Consider the following 18,588-nt stretch of genomic DNA (forward strand, 5'->3'; position numbering starts at 1 on the left):
CAGCCATTCCAACGGAGACAAGACACCATGCAATTCACTTCCCTCGCCAAATCCTTGGCACTCGGCGCCACGCTGCTGGCCGCCCTCGCCGCCCCCGTCGCCGCGCAAGTCAAGGAACACACCTTCAAGGTCGGCATCGGCCTGAGCGACGACCACCCGCAGGCCCAGGCCGTGCGGCACTTTGCCGAGCGCCTGCAGGCCAAAAGCGGCGGCAAGATGAATGCCAAGCTGTTTGCCAGCGGCGCTTTGGGCAATGACGTGAGCATGACCTCGGCCCTGCGCGGCGGCACGCTGGAGATGACGATCCCGGATTCGTCCACGCTGATGTCGCTGATCAAGCCCTTTGGCGTGCTGAACCTGCCGCTCACCTTCAACAACGAGGCAGAAGCCGACGCAGTGCTGGACGGCCCCTTCGGCCAGAAACTGCTGGCCATGCTGCCCGACAAGGGCCTGATCGGCCTGGGCTTTTGGGAGAACGGCTTCCGCCACGTGACCAACTCGCGCCGGGCCATCAACACGGCCGACGACCTGGCGGGCCTGAAACTGCGCGTGATCCAGAGCCCCTTGTTCCTCGACACCTTCAATGCCCTGGGCACCAACGCCACGCCCATGCCGTTCACCGAGCTGTACACCGCCATGGAACAAAAGGCCGTGGACGGCCAGGAGAACCCGCCCGCCACCATCCTGGCCAGCAAGTTCTATGAGGTGCAAAAGCACCTGGTGCTGTCGCGCCACATGTACAGCGCCTGGGTGCTGCTCATCTCCAAGAAAACCTGGGACGGCCTCTCGGCCGACGAGAAGAAGATCGTGCAGGAGGCCGCGCGCGAGGCCACGGTGTTCGAGCGCAAGACCATCCGCGCCTTCAGCGAAACCGCACTGGGTGAGCTGAAGAAGGCCGGCATGCAGATCACCGAGCTGCCCGCCGCCGAACAGGCCAAGCTGCGCACCAAGCTGCAGCCCGTGCTGGCCAAGTACGGCAAGGAGTTTGGCGAAGAGACCACCAATGAAATGATGGGCGAACTGGCCAAGGCACGGGGCAGCAAGTAAGCGCTTGGTTCGTTCCCCAGGGCGCAGCTTCCGGCTGCGTCCAGCCCCTTTTTTGCGACGCCCCGACCCCATGACCCAAACACCCCGCCGCCCCTTCCGCTCCCGCGAATGGTTTGCCGCACCCGAGCGCTCGGACATGACCGCGCTGTACCTGGAGCGGTTCATGAACTACGGGCTCACGCCCGAAGAGCTGCGCTCGGGCCGGCCCATCATCGGCATTGCGCAGACGGGCAGTGACCTGTCGCCCTGCAACCGCATCCACCTGGACCTGGCGCGCCGCGTGCGCGACGGCATCCGCGATGCAGGTGGCATACCGATGGAGTTTCCCGTCCACCCCATCTTTGAAAACTGCCGCCGCCCCACCGCCGCGCTCGACCGCAACCTGGCCTATCTGGGGCTGGTGGAGATCCTGTACGGCTACCCCATTGATGCCGTGGTGCTGACCACGGGCTGCGACAAGACCACACCGGCGGGCATCATGGCCGCGTCCACGGTGGACATCCCGGCCATCGTGCTCTCGGGCGGGCCGATGCTGGACGGCTGGCACGAAGGGCAGCTGGTGGGCTCGGGCACCGTGATCTGGCGCAGCCGCCGCCAGCTGGCAGCGGGCGAGATTGATGAGGAAGAATTCTTGCAGCGCGCCTGCAACAGCGCGCCCTCGGCCGGGCACTGCAACACCATGGGCACGGCATCAACCATGAACGCCGTGGCCGAGGCGCTGGGCCTGTCGCTGCCGGGCTGCTCGGCCATTCCGGCACCGTACCGTGAGCGCGGCCAGATGGCCTACGAGACCGGGCGGCGCATCGTGGAGATGGCGTACGAAGACCTGCGCCCCTCGCGCATCCTGACGCGCGAGAGCTTTCTGAACGCGCTGTCAGTGGTGAGCGTGGCGGGCGGCAGCAGCAACGCGCAGGTGCACATCATGGCGATGGCGCGCCACGCGGGCGTGCAGCTGGACGCGCAAGACTGGACCGACCACGCCTACGACCTGCCCCTGCTGCTGAACATGCAGCCTGCGGGCCAGTTTCTGGGTGAGCGCTTCTTCCGCGCAGGCGGCGTGCCCGCGCTGATGTGGGAGCTGCAGCAGGCCGAAAAGCTGCACGCCGATTGCGCCAGCGTGACCGGCAAGACGGTGGGCGAGAACCTGCAAGGCCGCGAGACCCGCGACCGCGAGGTGATCCGTCCCTTCAGCAACCCGCTCATGCACAAGGCGGGCTTCATGGTGCTCAGCGGCAACCTGTTCGACTTCGGGATCATGAAGACCTCGGTGATCTCCGAAGCCTTCCGCCAGCGCTACCTGAGCCGCCCGGGGCAGGAGGGCATCTTCGAAGCCCGTGCCGTGGTGTTTGAAGGCGCGGACGACTACCACGCGCGCATCAACGACCCTGTGCTGAACATCGACGAAGGCTGCATTCTGGTGATGCGCGGCGCGGGGCCCATCGGCTGGCCGGGCTCGGCTGAAGTGGTGAACATGCAGCCGCCCGATGCGCTGATCCGGCGCGGCATCAGCACCCTGCCCACGCTGGGCGACGGGCGCCAGTCGGGCACAGCAGACAGCCCGTCCATCCTCAACGCATCGCCCGAGAGCGCTGTGGGCGGGGGCCTGTCCTGGCTGCAAAGCGGCGACACCATCCGCATCGACCTGAACACCGGTCGCTGCGATGCGCTGGTCGCCCCCGAGGAAATCGCGCGCCGACAACGCGACCTGCCCGCCCCACCCGTGCCCGCGAGCCAGTCGCCCTGGGAGGCGCTGTACCGCGAGAAAACAGGGCAATTGGCCGATGGCGCCACGCTGGACTTTGCGCTGGAATTTCAGCGCATCTCCGAAAAGACGCCACGCCACAACCACTGACAACGAACGGGTGGGCCACTGGCGCCTTCCCGGACTTTTTCGAAGGACTCTCCATGAACAACATGACGGCAGCGGCAGTTGCCGAACGGGCCCGTGCGCCCCAGGCCGCATTGCAAGTGCTTCCCGACGACGGCCTGCAAGGCACGCTGGTGGGCCGGGTGTGGGTGCCCAATGGTGCCGTTCCCGGCCCGGCCGTGGTGGCACTGCGGCCCGAAGGTGTGTTTGACCTCAGCGCGCACTACCCCACCATGAGCACGCTGCTCGACACCCTGGCACCGGCAGAGGCTGCGCGCAGCGCCACCGGCCAATACCTGTGCAGCGTGGAAGACTTGCTGGCCAACAGCCTGCCCGGCACGCGTGACGCCAGCCGCCCCTGGCTGCTGGCCCCGTGCGACCTGCAAGTGGTGAAGGCGGCGGGCGTGACGTTTGCCGCCAGCCTTATCGAGCGCGTGATCGAAGAACAGGCACGCGGCGACGCCACCCGCGCGCAGGGCCTGCGCAGCCAGGTCATCGGCCTCATCGGCCAGAACCTGGCGGACATCCGCCCGGGCTCGCCCGAGGCCATGCGCCTGAAAGCGCTGCTGCAAGACAAAGGCCTGTGGTCGCAATACCTGGAGGTGGGCATTGGCCCCGATGCCGAGGTGTTCACCAAGGCGCCGGTGCTGGCGTCCGTCGGCTGCGGGAACGACATCGGCATCCGCTCCGACTCGGCCTGGAACAACCCCGAGCCCGAGGTGGTGCTGGCCGTGAACAGCCGGGGCCAGATCGTGGGCGCCACGCTGGGCAACGATGTGAACCTGCGCGATATCGAGGGCCGCAGCGCCCTGCTGCTGGGTAAGGCCAAGGACAACAACGCTTCATGCGCTTTAGGACCCTTCATCCGCCTGTTCGACGCCAGCTTCGGGCTGGAACAGGTGCGCAATGAGACGGTGCACCTGCGTGTGGCTGGCGCGGACGGCTTTGAGCTGCGCGGCATCAACACCATGGCCAGCATCAGCCGCGACCCCACCGACCTGGTGGCGCAGACCCTGGCCGCGCACCAGTACCCGGACGGGTTCATGCTGTTCATGGGCACGCTGTTCGCCCCCATCGAAGACCGCGATCAACCGGGCGGCGGCTTCACCCACCACCTGGGCGACCTGGTCTCCATCCAGAGTGCCTGGCTGGGTGGGCTGCACAACCGCGTGGCACACAGCGAGGCTGCGCCGCCGTGGCGCTTTGGCCTGCGCGCCTTCATGGCCAACCTGGCGCAGCGCGGGCTGCTGCAGGGCACAGCGCTTTGAGTCAAAAGAAAACAGGAGACAACACCATGCTCAATGCCTTCATCGACCGCTGCTGCCGCTGGATCAACCTGCTCATTGCCCTGGCGCTGGCCGTGATGGTGGTGATGGTGTTTGGCAACGTGGTGCTGCGCTACGCGTTCAACTCCGGCATCGCCATCAGCGAGGAGGTCTCGCGCTGGCTTTTTGTGTGGATCACCTTCCTGGGCGCCATCGTGGCGGTGCGCGAGCGGGGCCACCTGGGCACAGACTTTCTGCTGGCGCGCCTGCCGCCGCTGGGCCAGCGCATCTGCCTCGCCATCAGCTACGCGCTGATGATCTGGTGCACCTGGCTGCTGTTCAGCGGCGCGCTGGCGCAGGCGCGTATCAACTGGGATGTGGATGCACCGGTCACCGGTGCATCCATGGCCATCTTCTATGCGTCGGGTGTGGTGTTTGCCGTGGCGGCGGGCCTGCTGCTGGCGCTGGACCTGTGGCGGATTGTGTCGGGGCAGATGCCGGACAGCGAGCTGGTGCACATCGCCGAATCCGAAGAACTGGCCGCCGTGGGCAGCCAGTTGCCGCACACAGCCCCTGCGCCCATGGCCTCACGCCAGTGAGCCCCACACCGCAATGACCTGGAGCGCTCTTCCATGACCGTTTTTATCTTCCTCGGCTCCCTGCTGGCCGCCATGGCCATCGGCGTGCCGATCGCCTATGCGCTGCTGGTCTCCGGCGTCGCCCTCATGTGGCACCTGGACCTGTTTGACGCACAGATCCTGGCGCAGAACGTGATCAACGGGGCCGACAGCTTTCCGCTGCTGGCCGTGCCCTTTTTCATGCTGGCGGGCGAGATCATGAACGTGGGTGGGCTGTCGCAGCGCATCGTCAAGCTCGCGCTCACGCTGGTGGGGCACAAGCGGGGCGGGCTGGGGTTCGTTGCCATCCTGGCGGCCTGCATGCTGGCGGCGCTGTCGGGCTCCGCCGTGGCCGACACGGCGGCACTGGCGGCCCTGCTGCTGCCCATGATGGTGAAGGCCGGGCACGACAAGGCACGAGCGGGCGGACTCATCGCATCGGCGGGCATCATCGCGCCGGTCATTCCGCCCTCCATCGGCTTCGTGGTGTTTGGCGTGGCGGCCAACGTATCGATCAGCAAGCTGTTCCTGGCCGGCATCGTGCCGGGGCTGCTGATGGGCGTGGCGATTGCCATCACCTGGTACTGGGTCTCCCAGCGCGAAAACGTCACGCCACCAACCAAGGCATCCACCGCCGAAAAGCTGCAGGCGCTCAGGGAATCGACCTGGGCACTGTTCCTGCCGGTGATCGTGATCGTGGGCCTGAAGATGGGTGTCTTCACCCCCACCGAGGCGGCGGCCGTCGCTGCCGTGTACGCCCTGCTGGTGGCCACGCTGGTCTACCGCGAGCTGCACTGGCGCCAGCTGACCGATGTATTCATCAGTGCCGCCAAGACCACCGCCGTGATCATGTTCCTGGTGGCGGCCGCCATGGTCAGCGCCTGGCTCATCACCGTGGCGGATATCCCGCGCCAGCTGGTGAGCCTGCTCAAGCCCTTGATGGAACACCCCACGCTGCTGCTCATCGCCATCATGGTGCTGGTGATGGCCGTGGGCACGGCCATGGACATGACGCCCACCATCCTCATCCTCACGCCCGTGCTGATGCCGGTGGTGAAGGCCGCAGGCATCGACCCGGTCTACTTCGGCGTGCTGTTCATCATCAACAACGCCATCGGGCTCATCACCCCGCCAGTCGGTACCGTGCTGAATGTGGTGGCGGGCGTGGGCAAGATGCGCATGGATGACGTGACGCGGGGCGTCATTCCGTTCATGGTGGCGCAGTTTGCGGTGATGTTCCTGATGGTGCTGTTTCCATCGCTCGTGCTGGTTCCGATGCGGTGGTTTGCAGGCTGAATCTGAGGATTTGAAGCAAAAGATGCTGCAAGCGCTAGTGGATATTGCGTTGGCAGCTATCAAATCAGGAGTCATTCACTCCCGAGCACTGTTCAGTTCGCCACCGTGAACCGCTTTTGCACATGGCGTGGCGTCTCCAATTCGTCGGCCATCGCCACCGCCAGGTCGGCCACGCTGATGCTGCCAGGCTGGTCGCCGTTCATCAGCGGGGCCTCGTCGCCCAGGCGGTACTGGCCGGTGCGCTCGCCGGGCTGCAGCAGGATGGGGGGCGAGAGGAAGGTCCAGTCCAGCGTGTTTTCGGTGCGGATCCAGTTCAGCGCCTCGCGCGCGGCCAGGGCGCCCTGCTTCCATTCGGCGGGGAACTGGGGCGTGTCCACCAGTTGCACACCGGGCGCCACAAACAGGCTGCCCGCGCCGCCCACCACCAGCAGGCGGCGCACACCAGCCGCCTTGGTGCCGTCGATGATGGCGCGCGTGCCCTTGAGGAACTGGTCGTGGATGTCTGGCACCGTCCAGCCGGGGTTGTAGGCGCTCACCACCGCGTCGTGGCCTGCAACGGCCTTGGCCACCTGGGTGGCGTCCTGCGCGTCTGCGGCGACCACGGTCAGACCTTCGCGGGCCGTGAGCTTTGCGGGATTGCGGGCCAGCACGGTCACGCGGTGGCCGCGTTGCAGCAGTTCGTTCAGCACGGCCGAGCCGACAAAGCCGGTGGCGCCAATCAGGGCGATGTTCATATCGATGTCCTTGGGGTCAAAGTTGTGATGTAGCGAGAATAGGAGCTTGTCAAAACAGGCGGTAGATGGCTAAAACCGCCTTATCTTTGAAGCTGTACTTCACAATCGAACGCATGGAAGATCTCAAACGCATGGCTGTTTTTGCCTCGGTGGTGCAGCACGGCTCGATGAGCGGCGCCGCGCGCGCCCTGGGCATGAGCACTTCGGCGGTGAGCCAGCAGGTGCGCAAGCTCGAAAGCGACGGCGGCGTGACGCTGCTGCACCGCTCCACGCGCAAGTTAGCGCTCACCGAGGCGGGCCAGCGTTACCACGCGCGCTGCGCTGCCATGTGGGCGGCGGCGGAGCAAGCGCGCGCCGAGCTGGCCGCCTCCCGCGATGCGCCCAGTGGCGAATTGCGGATGTCGGCCACCGTGGGTTTTGCGCGGCACATCGCACCCGCCCTGGGTGAACTGCTGGCCGCGCACCCGGCGCTGCGCCTGCGGCTGCTGGTGGACGACTCCACCATCGACCTCATCAACGCCCGCATCGACCTGGCCGTGCGCTACGGGCGCCTGGCGGATTCGACCTGGGCGGCCCGGCGCCTGGGGGGCATGAGTTGGTACCTGTGCGCATCACCCGAATGGGTGGCCGCACACGGCGTGCCCCAGCACCCGGATGCGCTGCTGTCTCATAGCTGGCTGGGCTTTGCGCGGGAGGGGGGTGGGTTGCTCGTCGACCTGCGCAGTCCCAGCGGCGAGCCGCGCGCACTGCGGGTGGAGCCGCGCATTGCCAGCAACAACCAGCTCTCGATCCAGCAGATGTGCGAGGCCGGGCTGGGCCTGGCGTTGGTGGGCAGCATGGATTCGCACGAAGCACTGCAGGCCGGGCGGCTGGTGCGCCTGCTGCCCGACTGGTCGTTTGGCACGCTGGACATCTGGGCCGTCACGCCCCAACGCGATGCCCAGCCCGCCAAGGTGCGCCAGTCGATTGCGGCACTGCATGCCTACCTGCGGCAGGTGCCCGGGATTTCGGACTGAGAGCGGCCAACAAAACGCTTCTGGCGTCGTTGCCGCGTCTTGTCGTACTGCTCGCACTGCCTGCGACGCAGCGCCTGGCCAGAACCGCTACGCTGGGTTTTGTGAGCCGCTCCGAGCCTTGCTCGTCGGCACCCATCGATTTTTTATCGCACGGACCCACAAATTCCATCGTTGTGTGGGCGCCGTGCTCTGCCTACAGTTGCGGCTCCCTGGCCAGGGTTTGTTTGATGGATTGACCCCACCACCCACCGGAGACCCGACATGACGACCAACCCGCCACTGATCTTCCCCATCGACCGCGTGCTGACCGCCTTCGAGCAGCAGGACGTGCCCACACTGCTGGCCACCATTGCCGACGATGTGGACTTCCGCATCGACCACTACCGCGATGACGCCGATACCCGTTGGCAAATCGCCCGCAACAAGGCCGAGGCGATGGCCGTGGTGCAGCGCCTGGGGGTGGAGGTGTTCCCGCGCGGCACGGAGATCCTGCACACCCACAGCCAGCCGCTGGGCAATGACTGGGTGCTCACACACTTTCACCAGCGCTTCTTTTATGCGGTACAACAGCGCGAGGTGGAATCCGTGACCTGGATCACCAGCCATTCGCAGAACGGCCAGGTGGACTATTTCCGCGAGACCGTTACCACCATCACCCCGGTCTGACAACCCGATCCAAGAAAGGCTCCGCCACCATGCTGTTTGACCTGCGCGCCCTGGGCTACTTTGTAGCGGCCTATGAAGAGCGCTCGGTCACTGCCGCATCGCGCCGCTGTTTTGTGGCGCAGCCGTCCATCAGCATGGCCATCAAGGGGCTGGAGGATGCGCTCGAAACCACCCTTTTCGAGCGCAGCCGCCAGGGCCTGGCGCCTACGCCCGCCGCGCACCGGCTGTACCCCCGCGCCTGCAGCCTGCTGGCCCAGTCCAGCGCCATGGTGCGCGACTTTCGCGATGCACCACGTGAAACGCTGGGCATCTTCCTGCAGGACGACCTGATGGTGCAGCAGGCCGCGCCCCTGTTCGCACACATCGCGCAGGAGCTGCCCCACACCATGGTGCGGCTCACCGCCAGCGCGCAAGAAGCGCGGCTGCGCATGGTGGCCGAGCACTGCAAGCCGCCGGGCGACACCTTTGTGCCGCTGTGGCACGAGCCCTATGTGATGCTGGTGCCCGAGCAGCACCCGCTGCGCTTCAAGAAGCGCTTTGGCCTAGCAGACATTGAAAACCTGCCCCTCATCGAGTGGCCCTATTGCCCGCTGCACCAGTCCTTCATCCGTCTGCTGGCCGAGCGGGGGATTGCGCTGCAGGTGCAGGCCAGTGCTGCGCGCGAGGAGCTGCTGCTGCACATGGTGGACGCGGGCATGGGCTTGGCCGTGGTGCCGCAGTCGCATGCAGCCCAGGCGCGCCGCGCGCTCACCCGCCCGCTGGACGGGCCCCTGGCCTTCTCGCGCCACATCGGCCTGGCCTGCGACGCGTCGGACGCGCCCCTGCTCGGTCTGCTGCACCGCCTGGCGGACGGCATGAAGGCCACCGCAGCCCAGCCCGAGCCCACGCAGCGCAGCAATGTGGTCTGATCCCCTGCCCCATCCACCCCTCAGGCCACCCCCATGATTCTGGAAATTGCCCACCTCACCATCCGCCCCGGCCAGAACAGCGCGTTTGAACAGGCGTTTGCCCAGGCGCAGCGCATCATTGCCTCCATGCCCGGCTACCTGTCCCATGAGCTGGGGCATTGCATGGAGCGGCCACAGGACTATGTACTGCTGGTGCGCTGGGCCACCCTGGCCGACCACGAGGTGGGTTTCCGCCAGTCCGCCCAGTACCAGGAGTGGAAAGGGCTGCTGCACCATTTTTACGATCCGTTCCCCACCGTTGTGCACTTTGAGCCGGTCACGCCGGACAGGGTGTGACGGCGCCGCCACGCACGGATGCTGCAGCGCACTATTCGGGTATTGCCTGAAGATTTAGCGCACTGCGCGTGCCGTTTGGGTCCTAGAATTTGTAAAAGCGCGTATCTTCGTATCTTCATTACCGCGCGAAGGATCCAACATGAAAGCCATCCAGCAGGACATCGACGAGCGGACCAACCTCACCAGCACCAACAAGTTCGAGCTGCTGCTGTTTCGCCTGGGCATCGACAGCGCCTTGGGCAAGTCCGAGCTGTTCGGTATCAATGTCTTCAAGATCCGCGAGATCGTGGCCATGCCCAGCATCACGCCGATTGCGGGCACCACGGCCCATTCGCTTGGGGTGGTGAACCTGCGCGGACAGGTGATTCCGGTGCTGGACCTGCCCTCCATCGTGGGTTGCAAGCCACAGACGGGCCTGAACATCATGCTGGTGACAGAGTACGCACGCACCACCCAGGCGTTTGCGGTCGAGTCGGTGGAAGACATCGTGCGCCTGGACTGGAAACAGGTGCTGTCGGCGGAAACCAGCGGCGCTGCTGGCAAGCTGGTGACCAGCATTGCCCGTCTGGACGGCAACACCGACGAGTCCCGCCTCGCGCAGGTGCTGGACGTGGAAGCCATCCTGCAGATGATCTCGCCCTCTGACGGTCACGAGGTCACAGAGGAAAAGGTGGGCGCCAAGCTCAAGCTCAAGCCTGGTTGCATCATCCTGGCGGCGGACGACTCGTTCGTGGCCCGCTCGCTCATCGAGCAAGAACTCAAGGTGCTCAACGCGCCATATGAAATGGTGAAATCCGGCAAGGAGGCCTGGGACCGGCTCAATGCCATCGCCAAAAGTGCCGAGGCCGAGGGCAAGACGGTGCTTGACCGCGTGGCCATGGTGTTGACCGACCTGGAAATGCCGGAGATGGACGGCTTCACGCTGACGCGCAACATCAAGCAGGACGCCCGCTTTCATGGGCTGCCGGTGGTCATCCACTCCTCGCTGTCGGGCTCGGCCAACGAAGACCATGTGCGCAGCGTCGGGGCCGATGGCTATGTAGCCAAGTTTGTGGCGGAAGACCTGGCGGAGACCATCCGCCGCGTACTGCCCAAGTAAACCGGCACCCTATCCGCTGGAGTACAACGGCCTTGCGGGGCCGTTTGTTTTTTGCGGGTCCGATTTTTTGCTTGAATCAGTTGATTGCGTCCATAAAACGTACTCTGATAGCTATCATTTTTGACGATATCAAGCAGCGGGCGCGCCCCATATTCACGGGTTGTTACAGCCTACATCGGCACCTGTGCATGCGCCGAGTCAACCAAAAGCCATCCCCACGCGCTAAAGTGATTGGCCCCCTGTGCCAGACCCCTGAAATTTGTAACGCTCCACCGGAGCGCTTTTCATGGGCTTTACGGACAAGGCGGAACGCGCCCACCCGGCCGGAGTCTGATCACCATGACCTACACCATCACCCGCATTCTTTCCGCCACGGTCCTGGGGGCCCTGGTGACGGGGTGTGCCACCGTGCCGGGCGACCCTTATTACGACTCTCCGCGCTACCCGGTGTACGAACAGCCAGGCTACATCTACAGTGCCCCGCCGCCGGTGTACCAGGCGCCGCCTGTGTACCGTGCGCCTGGCGTGATCTATTCGGCCCCGCCGCCACCGCCCGCCGTCTACTACGGCGGACGTGACCGCGACGACAACCGGTGGGACAACGACCGCAACCGCAATGACTGGCGCGAAAGAGAGCGTGACCGTGACCGCGCTGAGCGCGACCGGGCAGCCCGCGAACGCGAACGCCGCGACCAGCAGGCCCGTGAACTGGATCGCCGAGCCCGAGAACAGGACCAGGCCCGCCGGGAGCAGGCCGAACGGGATCGCCGCGCTGCCGAAGACCGCCGCAACCGCGAAAACCGCCCCGGCCGCCTGGCACCCGACAGCTACACCCCGAGTCCGTACGACTGGCGCTCCCGTCAGCAGTCCAACAGCCCGGACAAGCCGTGATGGCCTGGCGCTGACCCCGCTACCCCCCACAACTCTCCAGCCACCATGAAACCACGTACCCATACCCTTATCGCTGGCCTGTGCGTGGTCTTTCTGGGCGCACTACCTCCATTGGGTGCCCAGGCGCAGGTGGTGCGCTGCACCGACGCTGCCACGGGCAAGGTCACCTACACCGACGGCAAATGCGCCAGCGGCACCACCGTGCGTGAGGTGGAGGCCCGCAAAACTCCGCAGGAGATCCAGCAGGAGCGCGAAGAAGCCGCCGAGGCGCTGGCGCGCAAACAGCAGCGCCTGCAGGCCGAGGCGACCGCCGCAGAGAACGAATCACGGCGCAATACGCAACGCGACCAGACCGCTCCTGCCAAAACCACAGACTACGCACGCTCCCCGGAGTGCGCCCGTTCACGGCGCAACCTGGATGTGGTGTTGAGCAGCGTCACCGGCGGCGGCTACGAACAAAACCTGCGGGTGGAGGCAGCGCAGCGGCAGGTCGACCTGGACTGCCTGGGCCCTCAGGGCTATGCGGAGGTGGAGAAGTCCCGCCCACGGTCAACTAGCACCACGACGCCCGTAGTCGTCGTGCCCCCACCGCATTACCCGGTGCGGCCTACGCCGGTGCAACCGCCTGCGCCCACCCCCAAAAAATTCACGCAGTGCAACGTGTTCCGCTGCTACGACGCCCAGGGCAATAGCTACCCCCGCTGATCGGGCGCCCATGTGGGCAAGGTGAGGAGAGCGCGGATTTCTCCAGCCTCTCAGGCTCGCAACCCCTCGGCCACACTGGGGTAGCGCAACCGCAGACCCAGCTCGCGCAGCATGCGCTGGTTGTCCAGCCGGCGCGATTCGCTCATGAAACTCAGCAGCATCAGCGACAGCTGCTCTTGCGCCGTGCTGCGAGGCACGCGCGGCGGGCGAGGCAGGCCATACAGATCAGCCGCCAGATCAAAGTAGTCGCCCATCTTCATGTGGGTGGAGTCGCTCACGTTGTAGGCGCGCTGCGGACGCCCCTTCCACACAGCCGCCATGCAGGCGCGCGCCAGGTCTTCGGCATGGATGTGGTTGGTGAACACATCGTCCTCGGCCACCAGCACAGGCGTGCCCCGGCGCAAGCGGGCCTCAGGCGTACCGCCCTCGCGGTCGGGGGCGTAGATGCCCGGAATGCGCAACACGGTGGCCCGCACGCCGGCACGGCCCAAGTGGCGCACGGCGCGCTCGGCATTCACACGGCGCTGGGCGCGAGGTGTGCCGGGGGCCACGGCCCGGGTCTCTGGCACCAGGGCCCCCTGGCAGTCGCCATACACACCGCTGGTGGACGCGTAGGCCAACGACATTGGCAAGGTGCGCAGCCGCAGCGCGCGAGTCAGCGCCACGGTACGGGGGTCACGCCACCAGGCATCGCCCCCTGCGCCCTCCCCCGGCGGGGGCGCCAGATGCAGTACCCGCGTCGCCAGGCCGGACAGCCTGCGCAAGGTGCCTGCATCGTCCAGATTGCCCACCAGAGGCCGGGCCCCTTGTGCCCGCAGCTCCGCCACCCGCCCAGCGCTGGAGGTCAGTGCCAGCACCTGCATGCGCCCGGCCCCGGGGCCCGTCTGCAGATGGCGCAGCACCCGTTGACCTACATCACCACAGCCCACGATGAGCAGGCGTTCGCGACGAAAGCGCGCTGGCAGCGCGCCGAGGGGGTTCTGGTTTGAGGGCAAAATCGGGTCCGTTTGCTTAGCTAGAGACGACTCCAAGGATACCCACACATGACCAGCGCCGAGGCTGCCACCACCGCAGCGTTTCAGATCACCGTGCAGCCCAGTGGCCGCGCTTTCAGTGCCAATGCGGGCGAAGCCATCCTGGCCGCCGCCATCCGCAGTGGCGTGGGCCTGCCCTACGGCTGCAAGGACGGCGCCTGTGGCTCGTGCAAGTGCAAAAAACTCAGCGGCACCGTGCAGCACGGCGCCCACCAATCCAAGGCCCTCACGGCCGACGAAGAGGCCGCAGGCCTGGTGCTGACCTGCTGCGCACAGCCACTGTCCGACGTGGTGCTCGAATCGCGCCAGGTCACCGACGAAAGCGCCTACCCCGTCAAGAAGATGCCAGTGCGCGTGGCCTCGCTCGAAAAGAAATCAGACGACGTGATGAAGGTGCGCCTGCAGCTGCCTGCCGCAGACACCTTCCGATACCACGCGGGCCAGTACATTGAGTTCATCCTGCGCGACGGCGCCCGACGCGCTTACTCGATGGCCAACGCGCCGCACACCCAGGCAGAGGCACCGGGCGTGGAGCTGCACATTCGACACATGGCCGGCGGCAAGTTCACCGACCATGTGTTTGGAGCGATGAAAGAGAAGGAAATCCTGCGTGTCGAAGGTCCGTTTGGCAGTTTTTTCCTGCGCGAAGACTCCGACAAGCCCATCGTGTTGCTGGCATCCGGCACCGGCTTTGCCCCCATCAAGGCGCTGATCGAGCACCTGCAGTTCAAGGGCATCAGCCGCCCCACCGTGTTGTACTGGGGCGGCCGTCGCCCTGGCGATCTGTACCTGGCCGACTGGGTGCAGGCCCGCGTGGCCGAATTGCCGTGGTTGCGCTACGTTCCGGTCATTTCCAACGCGCTGCCCGAGGACGGCTGGACCGGCCGCACAGGCTTTGTGCATCAGGCGGTGCTGGACGACTTTGCGGATCTCTCAGGTCACCAGGTCTATGCCTGCGGCGCGCCCATCGTGGTCGAGTCCGCCCGTGACGCCTACAGCGCCCAGCGCGGCCTGCCGCCGGAAGAGTTTTTTGCCGACGCATTCACGTCGGAAGCCGACAAACACGGCGGCTGACACGCCCCCGCAAGGCCGATAAAGACACCTGGACCACGACCCATGGTGCGTGCAGCGCCCGCCCCGCCAGCCCCGCAGGGCGCGCCCCGCCGCTGGCATCAAGTCCGGCGCGGAGGCTTCATTGCCACGCTGCTGTGCCTGGCGGCCCTGCTGGTTTGGGGCGCGGGCGAATGGGCAGAACAGAGCGAACGCGACGCCCAGTGGGACAACCTGCGCCGCCTGGGCGAGGTGCAAGCCCTGGCGCTGCGTGGCGTGGCCACGCGCTACAACTACCTGCCCTTCACCACCGCGCAGCACCCGCTGGTACGCCAGTTATTGCAGGAACCTTCATCGCAGGCCGTACGCGACGCAGCCAACGCTTACCTGCAGGCGGTGAACCAGCATGTGGGCTCCGACATGCTGTACGTGATGGACCCGCAGGGCCTCACCCTCGCATCCAGCAACTGGGACACCCCCAACAGCTTTGTGCACCAGAACTACGGCAACAGGCCGTACTTTCGCGATGCCCTGGCGGGCCAGACGGGCCGTTTTTATGGCGTGGGCAAGACCACGGGCGAACCCGGCCTGTTTGTCTCAGCCCCCGTGGTCGATGCGGGCCGCGTGATCGGCGTGGTGGCGGTCAAGGTGCGCATGGAACCCATCTCGGACCCATGGGCCCAGCTGCGCGATCCAGTGTTCGTGACGGACGAGCGGGGCATCGTCTTTCTCGGCTCCGTGCCCGGCTGGCTCTACCGCACCAGCCAGCCCTTGCCCACCCCACTCGTGCAGCAGCTGCAGCACAACGAACAGTACGGCACAGGATGGACCCCGCGCGCCGTGCCCTGGACCCTGCACCCCCAAGACGACCCGCCCGGTACTGAACTGCGCCTTGACGGCGCTGGCGGCAAGAGCTACCTGGCGTTCGAAGAGAAGCTGCCCGACCTGGGCTGGACCCTCACCGTTACTGCCGACAGCCGCGTGGTGGCCCTGGCGCGGCAACAGGCCTGGGCACTGGCCACGCTGGCTTCGGGCCTGCTGGTGCTGGGTGCGCTGTACTGGCAGTTGCGCGAGAGGCGCCTCGCCGAAAACCGGTTGGCCCGCATCGAACTGGAGCAGCGCGTGCAGGAGCGTACCCACGCGCTGCAGCAGGCCCAGGCGTTCCGCCAGTCCATGGAGGACTCGCTGCTGGTGGGCATGCGCGCCCGCGACCTCGAAGGGCGCATCGTCTATGTCAACGCGGCCATGTGCGATATGGTGGGCTACCGGGCCGACGAACTCATCGGCCAGCTGCCGCCCTACCCCTACTGGCACCCCGATGACCTCGACCGGCACTGGAACGACAGCGACACCGTGCTGGCCGGCAACGCGTTTCCCCAAGGGCGGGAGAACCGCCTGCGGCACCGCGACGGGTCGGACGTTTACACCATGTTCTACACCACGCGCCTCATCGACGGCAGCGGCCAGCACATCGGCTGGATGAGTTCGGTGGTCAACATCACCGCGCAAAAGCGGGCCGAAGAGCAGCAGCAGCAGCGCGAGACCCAGCTGCAGCGGGTGCAGCGCGTGATCACCGTCGGCGAGATGGCATCCACCCTGGCCCACGAGCTGAACCAGCCGCTGGCCGCCCTGGTCAACTATGCGGCTGCCGCACGGGCGCTGGCCGCCCAGGGCAAGACCGGCCCCCTCCACGACAGCCTGGAGGCCCTGTCGGCCCAGGCGCTGCGGGCCGCCGACATCGTGGGTCGTATCCGCCGCTGGGTGCGCCAGCACCCTGAAAGCCGCGAGCCTTGCGATCTATCTGCCATCGTGGAGCAGTCGCTGGAGCTGCTCTTGCGCGCCGAGGCTCGCCGCCAGGGGATCCCTGTGCGTGTGGAACAGGCCGGCGCCCCTTTGCCGGTGAACGCAGACCGTGTGCTGCTGGAGCAGGTGGTGATCAACCTGGGCCTGAACGCCCTGCAGGCCATGCAGACCCACCAGCCCCCGCCCGGCGGGCACGAATTGCGGCTGCGCATGGCCGCAGACGATGGCCAAGCGCTGGTGCAAGTGCTGGACCGGGGCCCAGGCCTGCCGCCCGGCATCGCCGAGCGCCTGTTCGAGCCTTTCTTCACCACACGTTCCGACGGTCTCGGCCTGGGTCTCAACATCTGCCGCTCCATCATTGAAAGCATGGGGGGCCAATTACAGGCCCGCAATCGCGAAGGCGGCGGCGCGGTCTTCGAGATCCGCCTGCCATGCCCCCCCGCCAACGAGAATGCCACCGCGCCATGACCTACGACACTGCCCCCATCGCCGCTGACTCGCTGGACCCCACTGTGGTCTACATCGTGGACGACGACGAAGGCGTGCGCCAATCGCTGGCCGCACTGCTGCTGGCACGCGGGTACTCGGTGCGGGCCTTCGACAGCGGCGAGGCCTTTCTGGCGCAGGCTGCACTGGACCACCCCGGCTGCGTGCTGCTGGACCTGCGCATGGAAGGCTTGAGCGGGCTGCAGGTATTCCACGAACTCGGCCAGCGCCACAGCGCGCTCAAGACCGTGTTCCTGTCGGCCCATGGCGAGCTGTCCTCCGCCGTCGCAGCCGTCAAGCAAGGGGCGGTGGACTGGCTCGAAAAGCCCTGCAACGAAGCCACCTTGCTGGCCGCTGTGGAGAAAGCCTCCGCGCTGTCGCAAGCGCAGGCACGGCAGACGCAACGGCAGCAGCAACTGCGCGAGCGCTGGAACGCCCTGAGCCCACGCCAGCAAGAGGTGGCCCAACTGCTGGGCACCGGCCTCAGCAGCAAGGAAGTGGCCCGCGCACTGGCGCAGCGTGACCCGGAGCGCCCTATCGACCCACGCACCGTGGACACGCACCGGTCCGCCATCTTCCTGAAGCTGGACATCCGCTCATCGCACGAACTGGGCATGCTGGTGGAAGACCTGGGCGTGGCCCTCAGCGCGCCTCGTACGGCATAAACGTCCTCGCCTGACCATCACCCCCTCAGGGCTTCATAAGCTTTCTTACGAATTTTTTGCACAATGGCACCCATGTACCGCAGAAACATCCTCCTCGCCAGCGCCGTTGCCGCCGCAACGGTTCTTTCTCCCGTTATCGCTTCGGCGCAGGACACGGGCCAGCCCATCCGCCTGATCGTGCCCTACGCCCCCGGCGGCCCCATCGACGTGACGGCCCGTGCACTGGCCGAACGCGTGCGCGATTCGCTGGGCACAGTGATCATCGACAACAAGGGCGGTGCGGGCGGCAACATCGGCGCCGACGCCATTGCCAAGGCCGCACCCGATGGCCTGACCATCGGCATAGCCGCCACCGCCACCCATGCAGTCAACCCCTGGCTGTATGCGCGCATGCCGTATGACGCGGGCAAGGACTTTGCGGGCATCACGCAGATGGTGCGTGTGCCCAACGTGCTGGTCATGAACGCCGCCAAGGCCGAGCAACTCAAGATCCACACCGTGGCCGACCTGATCGCCTACGCCAAGGCCAACCCCGCCAAGCTCAACTACGGCAGCGGCGGTAACGGCAGCGCGGGCCACCTGGCGGGCGAAATGTTCAAGCAGCGCGCTGGCATTTATGCCCTGCACATCCCCTACCGGGGCGCTAACCCGGCCCAGCTGGCGCTGCTGGCGGGCGAGGTGGACTTCAACATCGACAACCTGGCCGCCGCCGCGCCCAATATCCGCGCGGGCAAGCTCAAGGCGCTGGCCGTGACCTCGCTCGACGCCTCGGCCTCGCTGCCGGGCGTGCCGCCCCTGTCCGCGACTTTCAAGGGTTTCTCCATCGACACCTGGTGGGGCCTGGTGGCGCCTGCGGCCACCCCCAAGCCCATCATCGACAAGCTGAACAAGGCTTTTGTGGCGGCACTGAACGCGCCCGAAACGAAGACCCGCTTTGCCGCATTGCTGGCGGAGCCCGTGGCCACCACGCCGCAGCAGTTCGACAGCTTCATGGCCAGCGAGCGTGCCAAGTACCAGCAGGTGGTGAAGGCGTCCGGGGCAAAAGTCGATTGACGCCCTGAGACGCAATCCGCTCGGTGCTGCCGCCTGAGGCGGCACCCCTT

The 18,588-nt window shown here is 66.3% G+C and carries 18 protein-coding genes; 16 read left to right on the forward strand and 2 right to left on the reverse strand.

Going from position 1 to position 18,588, the window contains the following annotated elements; translation table 11 throughout:
• Positions 1-27: 27 nt before the first annotated feature.
• The 5 genes from C8C95_RS03950 (at position 28) to C8C95_RS03970 (ending at position 6,092) form a co-directional block, all read left to right on the forward strand.
• Positions 28-1,047, forward strand: coding sequence for a TRAP transporter substrate-binding protein (locus C8C95_RS03950; RefSeq protein WP_116747727.1), 1,020 nt, complete (start codon positions 28-30; stop codon positions 1,045-1,047).
• Between the two features lie 70 nt (positions 1,048-1,117).
• Positions 1,118-2,899: an IlvD/Edd family dehydratase gene (locus C8C95_RS03955; RefSeq protein WP_116747728.1), complete on the forward strand. Its 1,782-nt coding sequence runs from the start codon at positions 1,118-1,120 to the stop codon at positions 2,897-2,899.
• A gap of 53 nt (positions 2,900-2,952) precedes the next feature.
• Complete coding sequence (locus tag C8C95_RS03960; RefSeq protein ID WP_207780568.1) at positions 2,953-4,182, forward strand: fumarylacetoacetate hydrolase family protein; 1,230 nt, start codon at positions 2,953-2,955, stop codon at positions 4,180-4,182.
• A gap of 26 nt (positions 4,183-4,208) precedes the next feature.
• Positions 4,209-4,778 (forward strand): TRAP transporter small permease, encoded by a 570-nt coding sequence (locus C8C95_RS03965; protein WP_116747729.1) that lies wholly within the window; start codon positions 4,209-4,211, stop codon positions 4,776-4,778.
• A 33-nt stretch (positions 4,779-4,811) separates the two neighbouring features.
• A complete protein-coding gene (locus tag C8C95_RS03970) occupies positions 4,812-6,092 on the forward strand; it encodes a TRAP transporter large permease subunit (RefSeq protein ID WP_116747730.1) in 1,281 nt (426 codons plus the stop codon).
• Positions 6,093-6,184: 92 nt separating this feature from the next.
• Here C8C95_RS03970 and C8C95_RS03975 read toward each other — a convergent pair whose 3' ends face one another.
• Positions 6,185-6,826 carry an NAD(P)-dependent oxidoreductase gene (locus tag C8C95_RS03975; RefSeq protein ID WP_108499080.1) on the reverse strand — a complete coding sequence of 214 codons (642 nt, stop codon included), beginning with the start codon at positions 6,824-6,826 and terminating at the stop codon, positions 6,185-6,187.
• 113 nt (positions 6,827-6,939) lie between these two features.
• On the opposite strand from C8C95_RS03975, the gene C8C95_RS03980 reads away from it, so the two are divergent.
• From C8C95_RS03980 to C8C95_RS04010, 7 genes are all read left to right on the forward strand, one after another.
• Positions 6,940-7,842, forward strand: a complete 903-nt coding sequence (locus tag C8C95_RS03980) for a LysR family transcriptional regulator (protein WP_116747731.1) — start codon at positions 6,940-6,942, stop codon at positions 7,840-7,842.
• A gap of 261 nt (positions 7,843-8,103) precedes the next feature.
• Positions 8,104-8,508, forward strand: coding sequence for a hypothetical protein (locus tag C8C95_RS03985; RefSeq protein WP_116747732.1), 405 nt, complete (start codon positions 8,104-8,106; stop codon positions 8,506-8,508).
• Between the two features lie 29 nt (positions 8,509-8,537).
• The gene (locus C8C95_RS03990; protein WP_116747733.1) at positions 8,538-9,416 is read left to right on the forward strand and encodes a LysR family transcriptional regulator; all 879 of its coding nucleotides are present in this window, start codon (positions 8,538-8,540) and stop codon (positions 9,414-9,416) included.
• Between the two features lie 33 nt (positions 9,417-9,449).
• Positions 9,450-9,752: an antibiotic biosynthesis monooxygenase gene (locus C8C95_RS03995; protein WP_116747734.1), complete on the forward strand. Its 303-nt coding sequence runs from the start codon at positions 9,450-9,452 to the stop codon at positions 9,750-9,752.
• Between the two features lie 139 nt (positions 9,753-9,891).
• Positions 9,892-10,851: a chemotaxis protein gene (locus tag C8C95_RS04000; protein ID WP_015015359.1), complete on the forward strand. Its 960-nt coding sequence runs from the start codon at positions 9,892-9,894 to the stop codon at positions 10,849-10,851.
• 339 nt (positions 10,852-11,190) lie between these two features.
• Positions 11,191-11,742 (forward strand): hypothetical protein, encoded by a 552-nt coding sequence (locus C8C95_RS04005; RefSeq protein WP_099730950.1) that lies wholly within the window; start codon positions 11,191-11,193, stop codon positions 11,740-11,742.
• Positions 11,743-11,787: 45 nt separating this feature from the next.
• The gene (locus C8C95_RS04010) at positions 11,788-12,447 is read left to right on the forward strand and encodes a DUF4124 domain-containing protein (protein WP_116747735.1); all 660 of its coding nucleotides are present in this window, start codon (positions 11,788-11,790) and stop codon (positions 12,445-12,447) included.
• Positions 12,448-12,497: 50 nt separating this feature from the next.
• Here the strand turns inward: C8C95_RS04010 and C8C95_RS04015 are convergent, their stop codons facing one another.
• Positions 12,498-13,442: an SDR family oxidoreductase gene (locus tag C8C95_RS04015; protein WP_116747736.1), complete on the reverse strand. Its 945-nt coding sequence runs from the start codon at positions 13,440-13,442 to the stop codon at positions 12,498-12,500.
• A 48-nt stretch (positions 13,443-13,490) separates the two neighbouring features.
• Here C8C95_RS04015 and C8C95_RS04020 point away from each other — a divergent pair, with 48 nt between their 5' ends.
• The 4 genes from C8C95_RS04020 (at position 13,491) to C8C95_RS04035 (ending at position 18,538) form a co-directional block, all read left to right on the forward strand.
• Positions 13,491-14,555: a CDP-6-deoxy-delta-3,4-glucoseen reductase gene (locus tag C8C95_RS04020; RefSeq protein ID WP_116747737.1), complete on the forward strand. Its 1,065-nt coding sequence runs from the start codon at positions 13,491-13,493 to the stop codon at positions 14,553-14,555.
• Between the two features lie 42 nt (positions 14,556-14,597).
• Entirely contained in the window at positions 14,598-16,802 is a 2,205-nt protein-coding gene (locus C8C95_RS04025; protein ID WP_243415626.1) for an ATP-binding protein, read from the forward strand.
• Complete coding sequence (locus C8C95_RS04030; RefSeq protein ID WP_116747738.1) at positions 16,799-17,485, forward strand: response regulator; 687 nt, start codon at positions 16,799-16,801, stop codon at positions 17,483-17,485. Before C8C95_RS04025 ends, C8C95_RS04030 begins: the two co-directional genes overlap by 4 nt.
• A gap of 72 nt (positions 17,486-17,557) precedes the next feature.
• Positions 17,558-18,538: a tripartite tricarboxylate transporter substrate binding protein gene (locus tag C8C95_RS04035; protein WP_116747739.1), complete on the forward strand. Its 981-nt coding sequence runs from the start codon at positions 17,558-17,560 to the stop codon at positions 18,536-18,538.
• Positions 18,539-18,588 lie beyond the last annotated feature (50 nt).

This window comes from Acidovorax sp. 99, assembly GCF_003096455.1.
Lineage (GTDB): Bacteria > Pseudomonadota > Gammaproteobacteria > Burkholderiales > Burkholderiaceae_C > Acidovorax > Acidovorax delafieldii.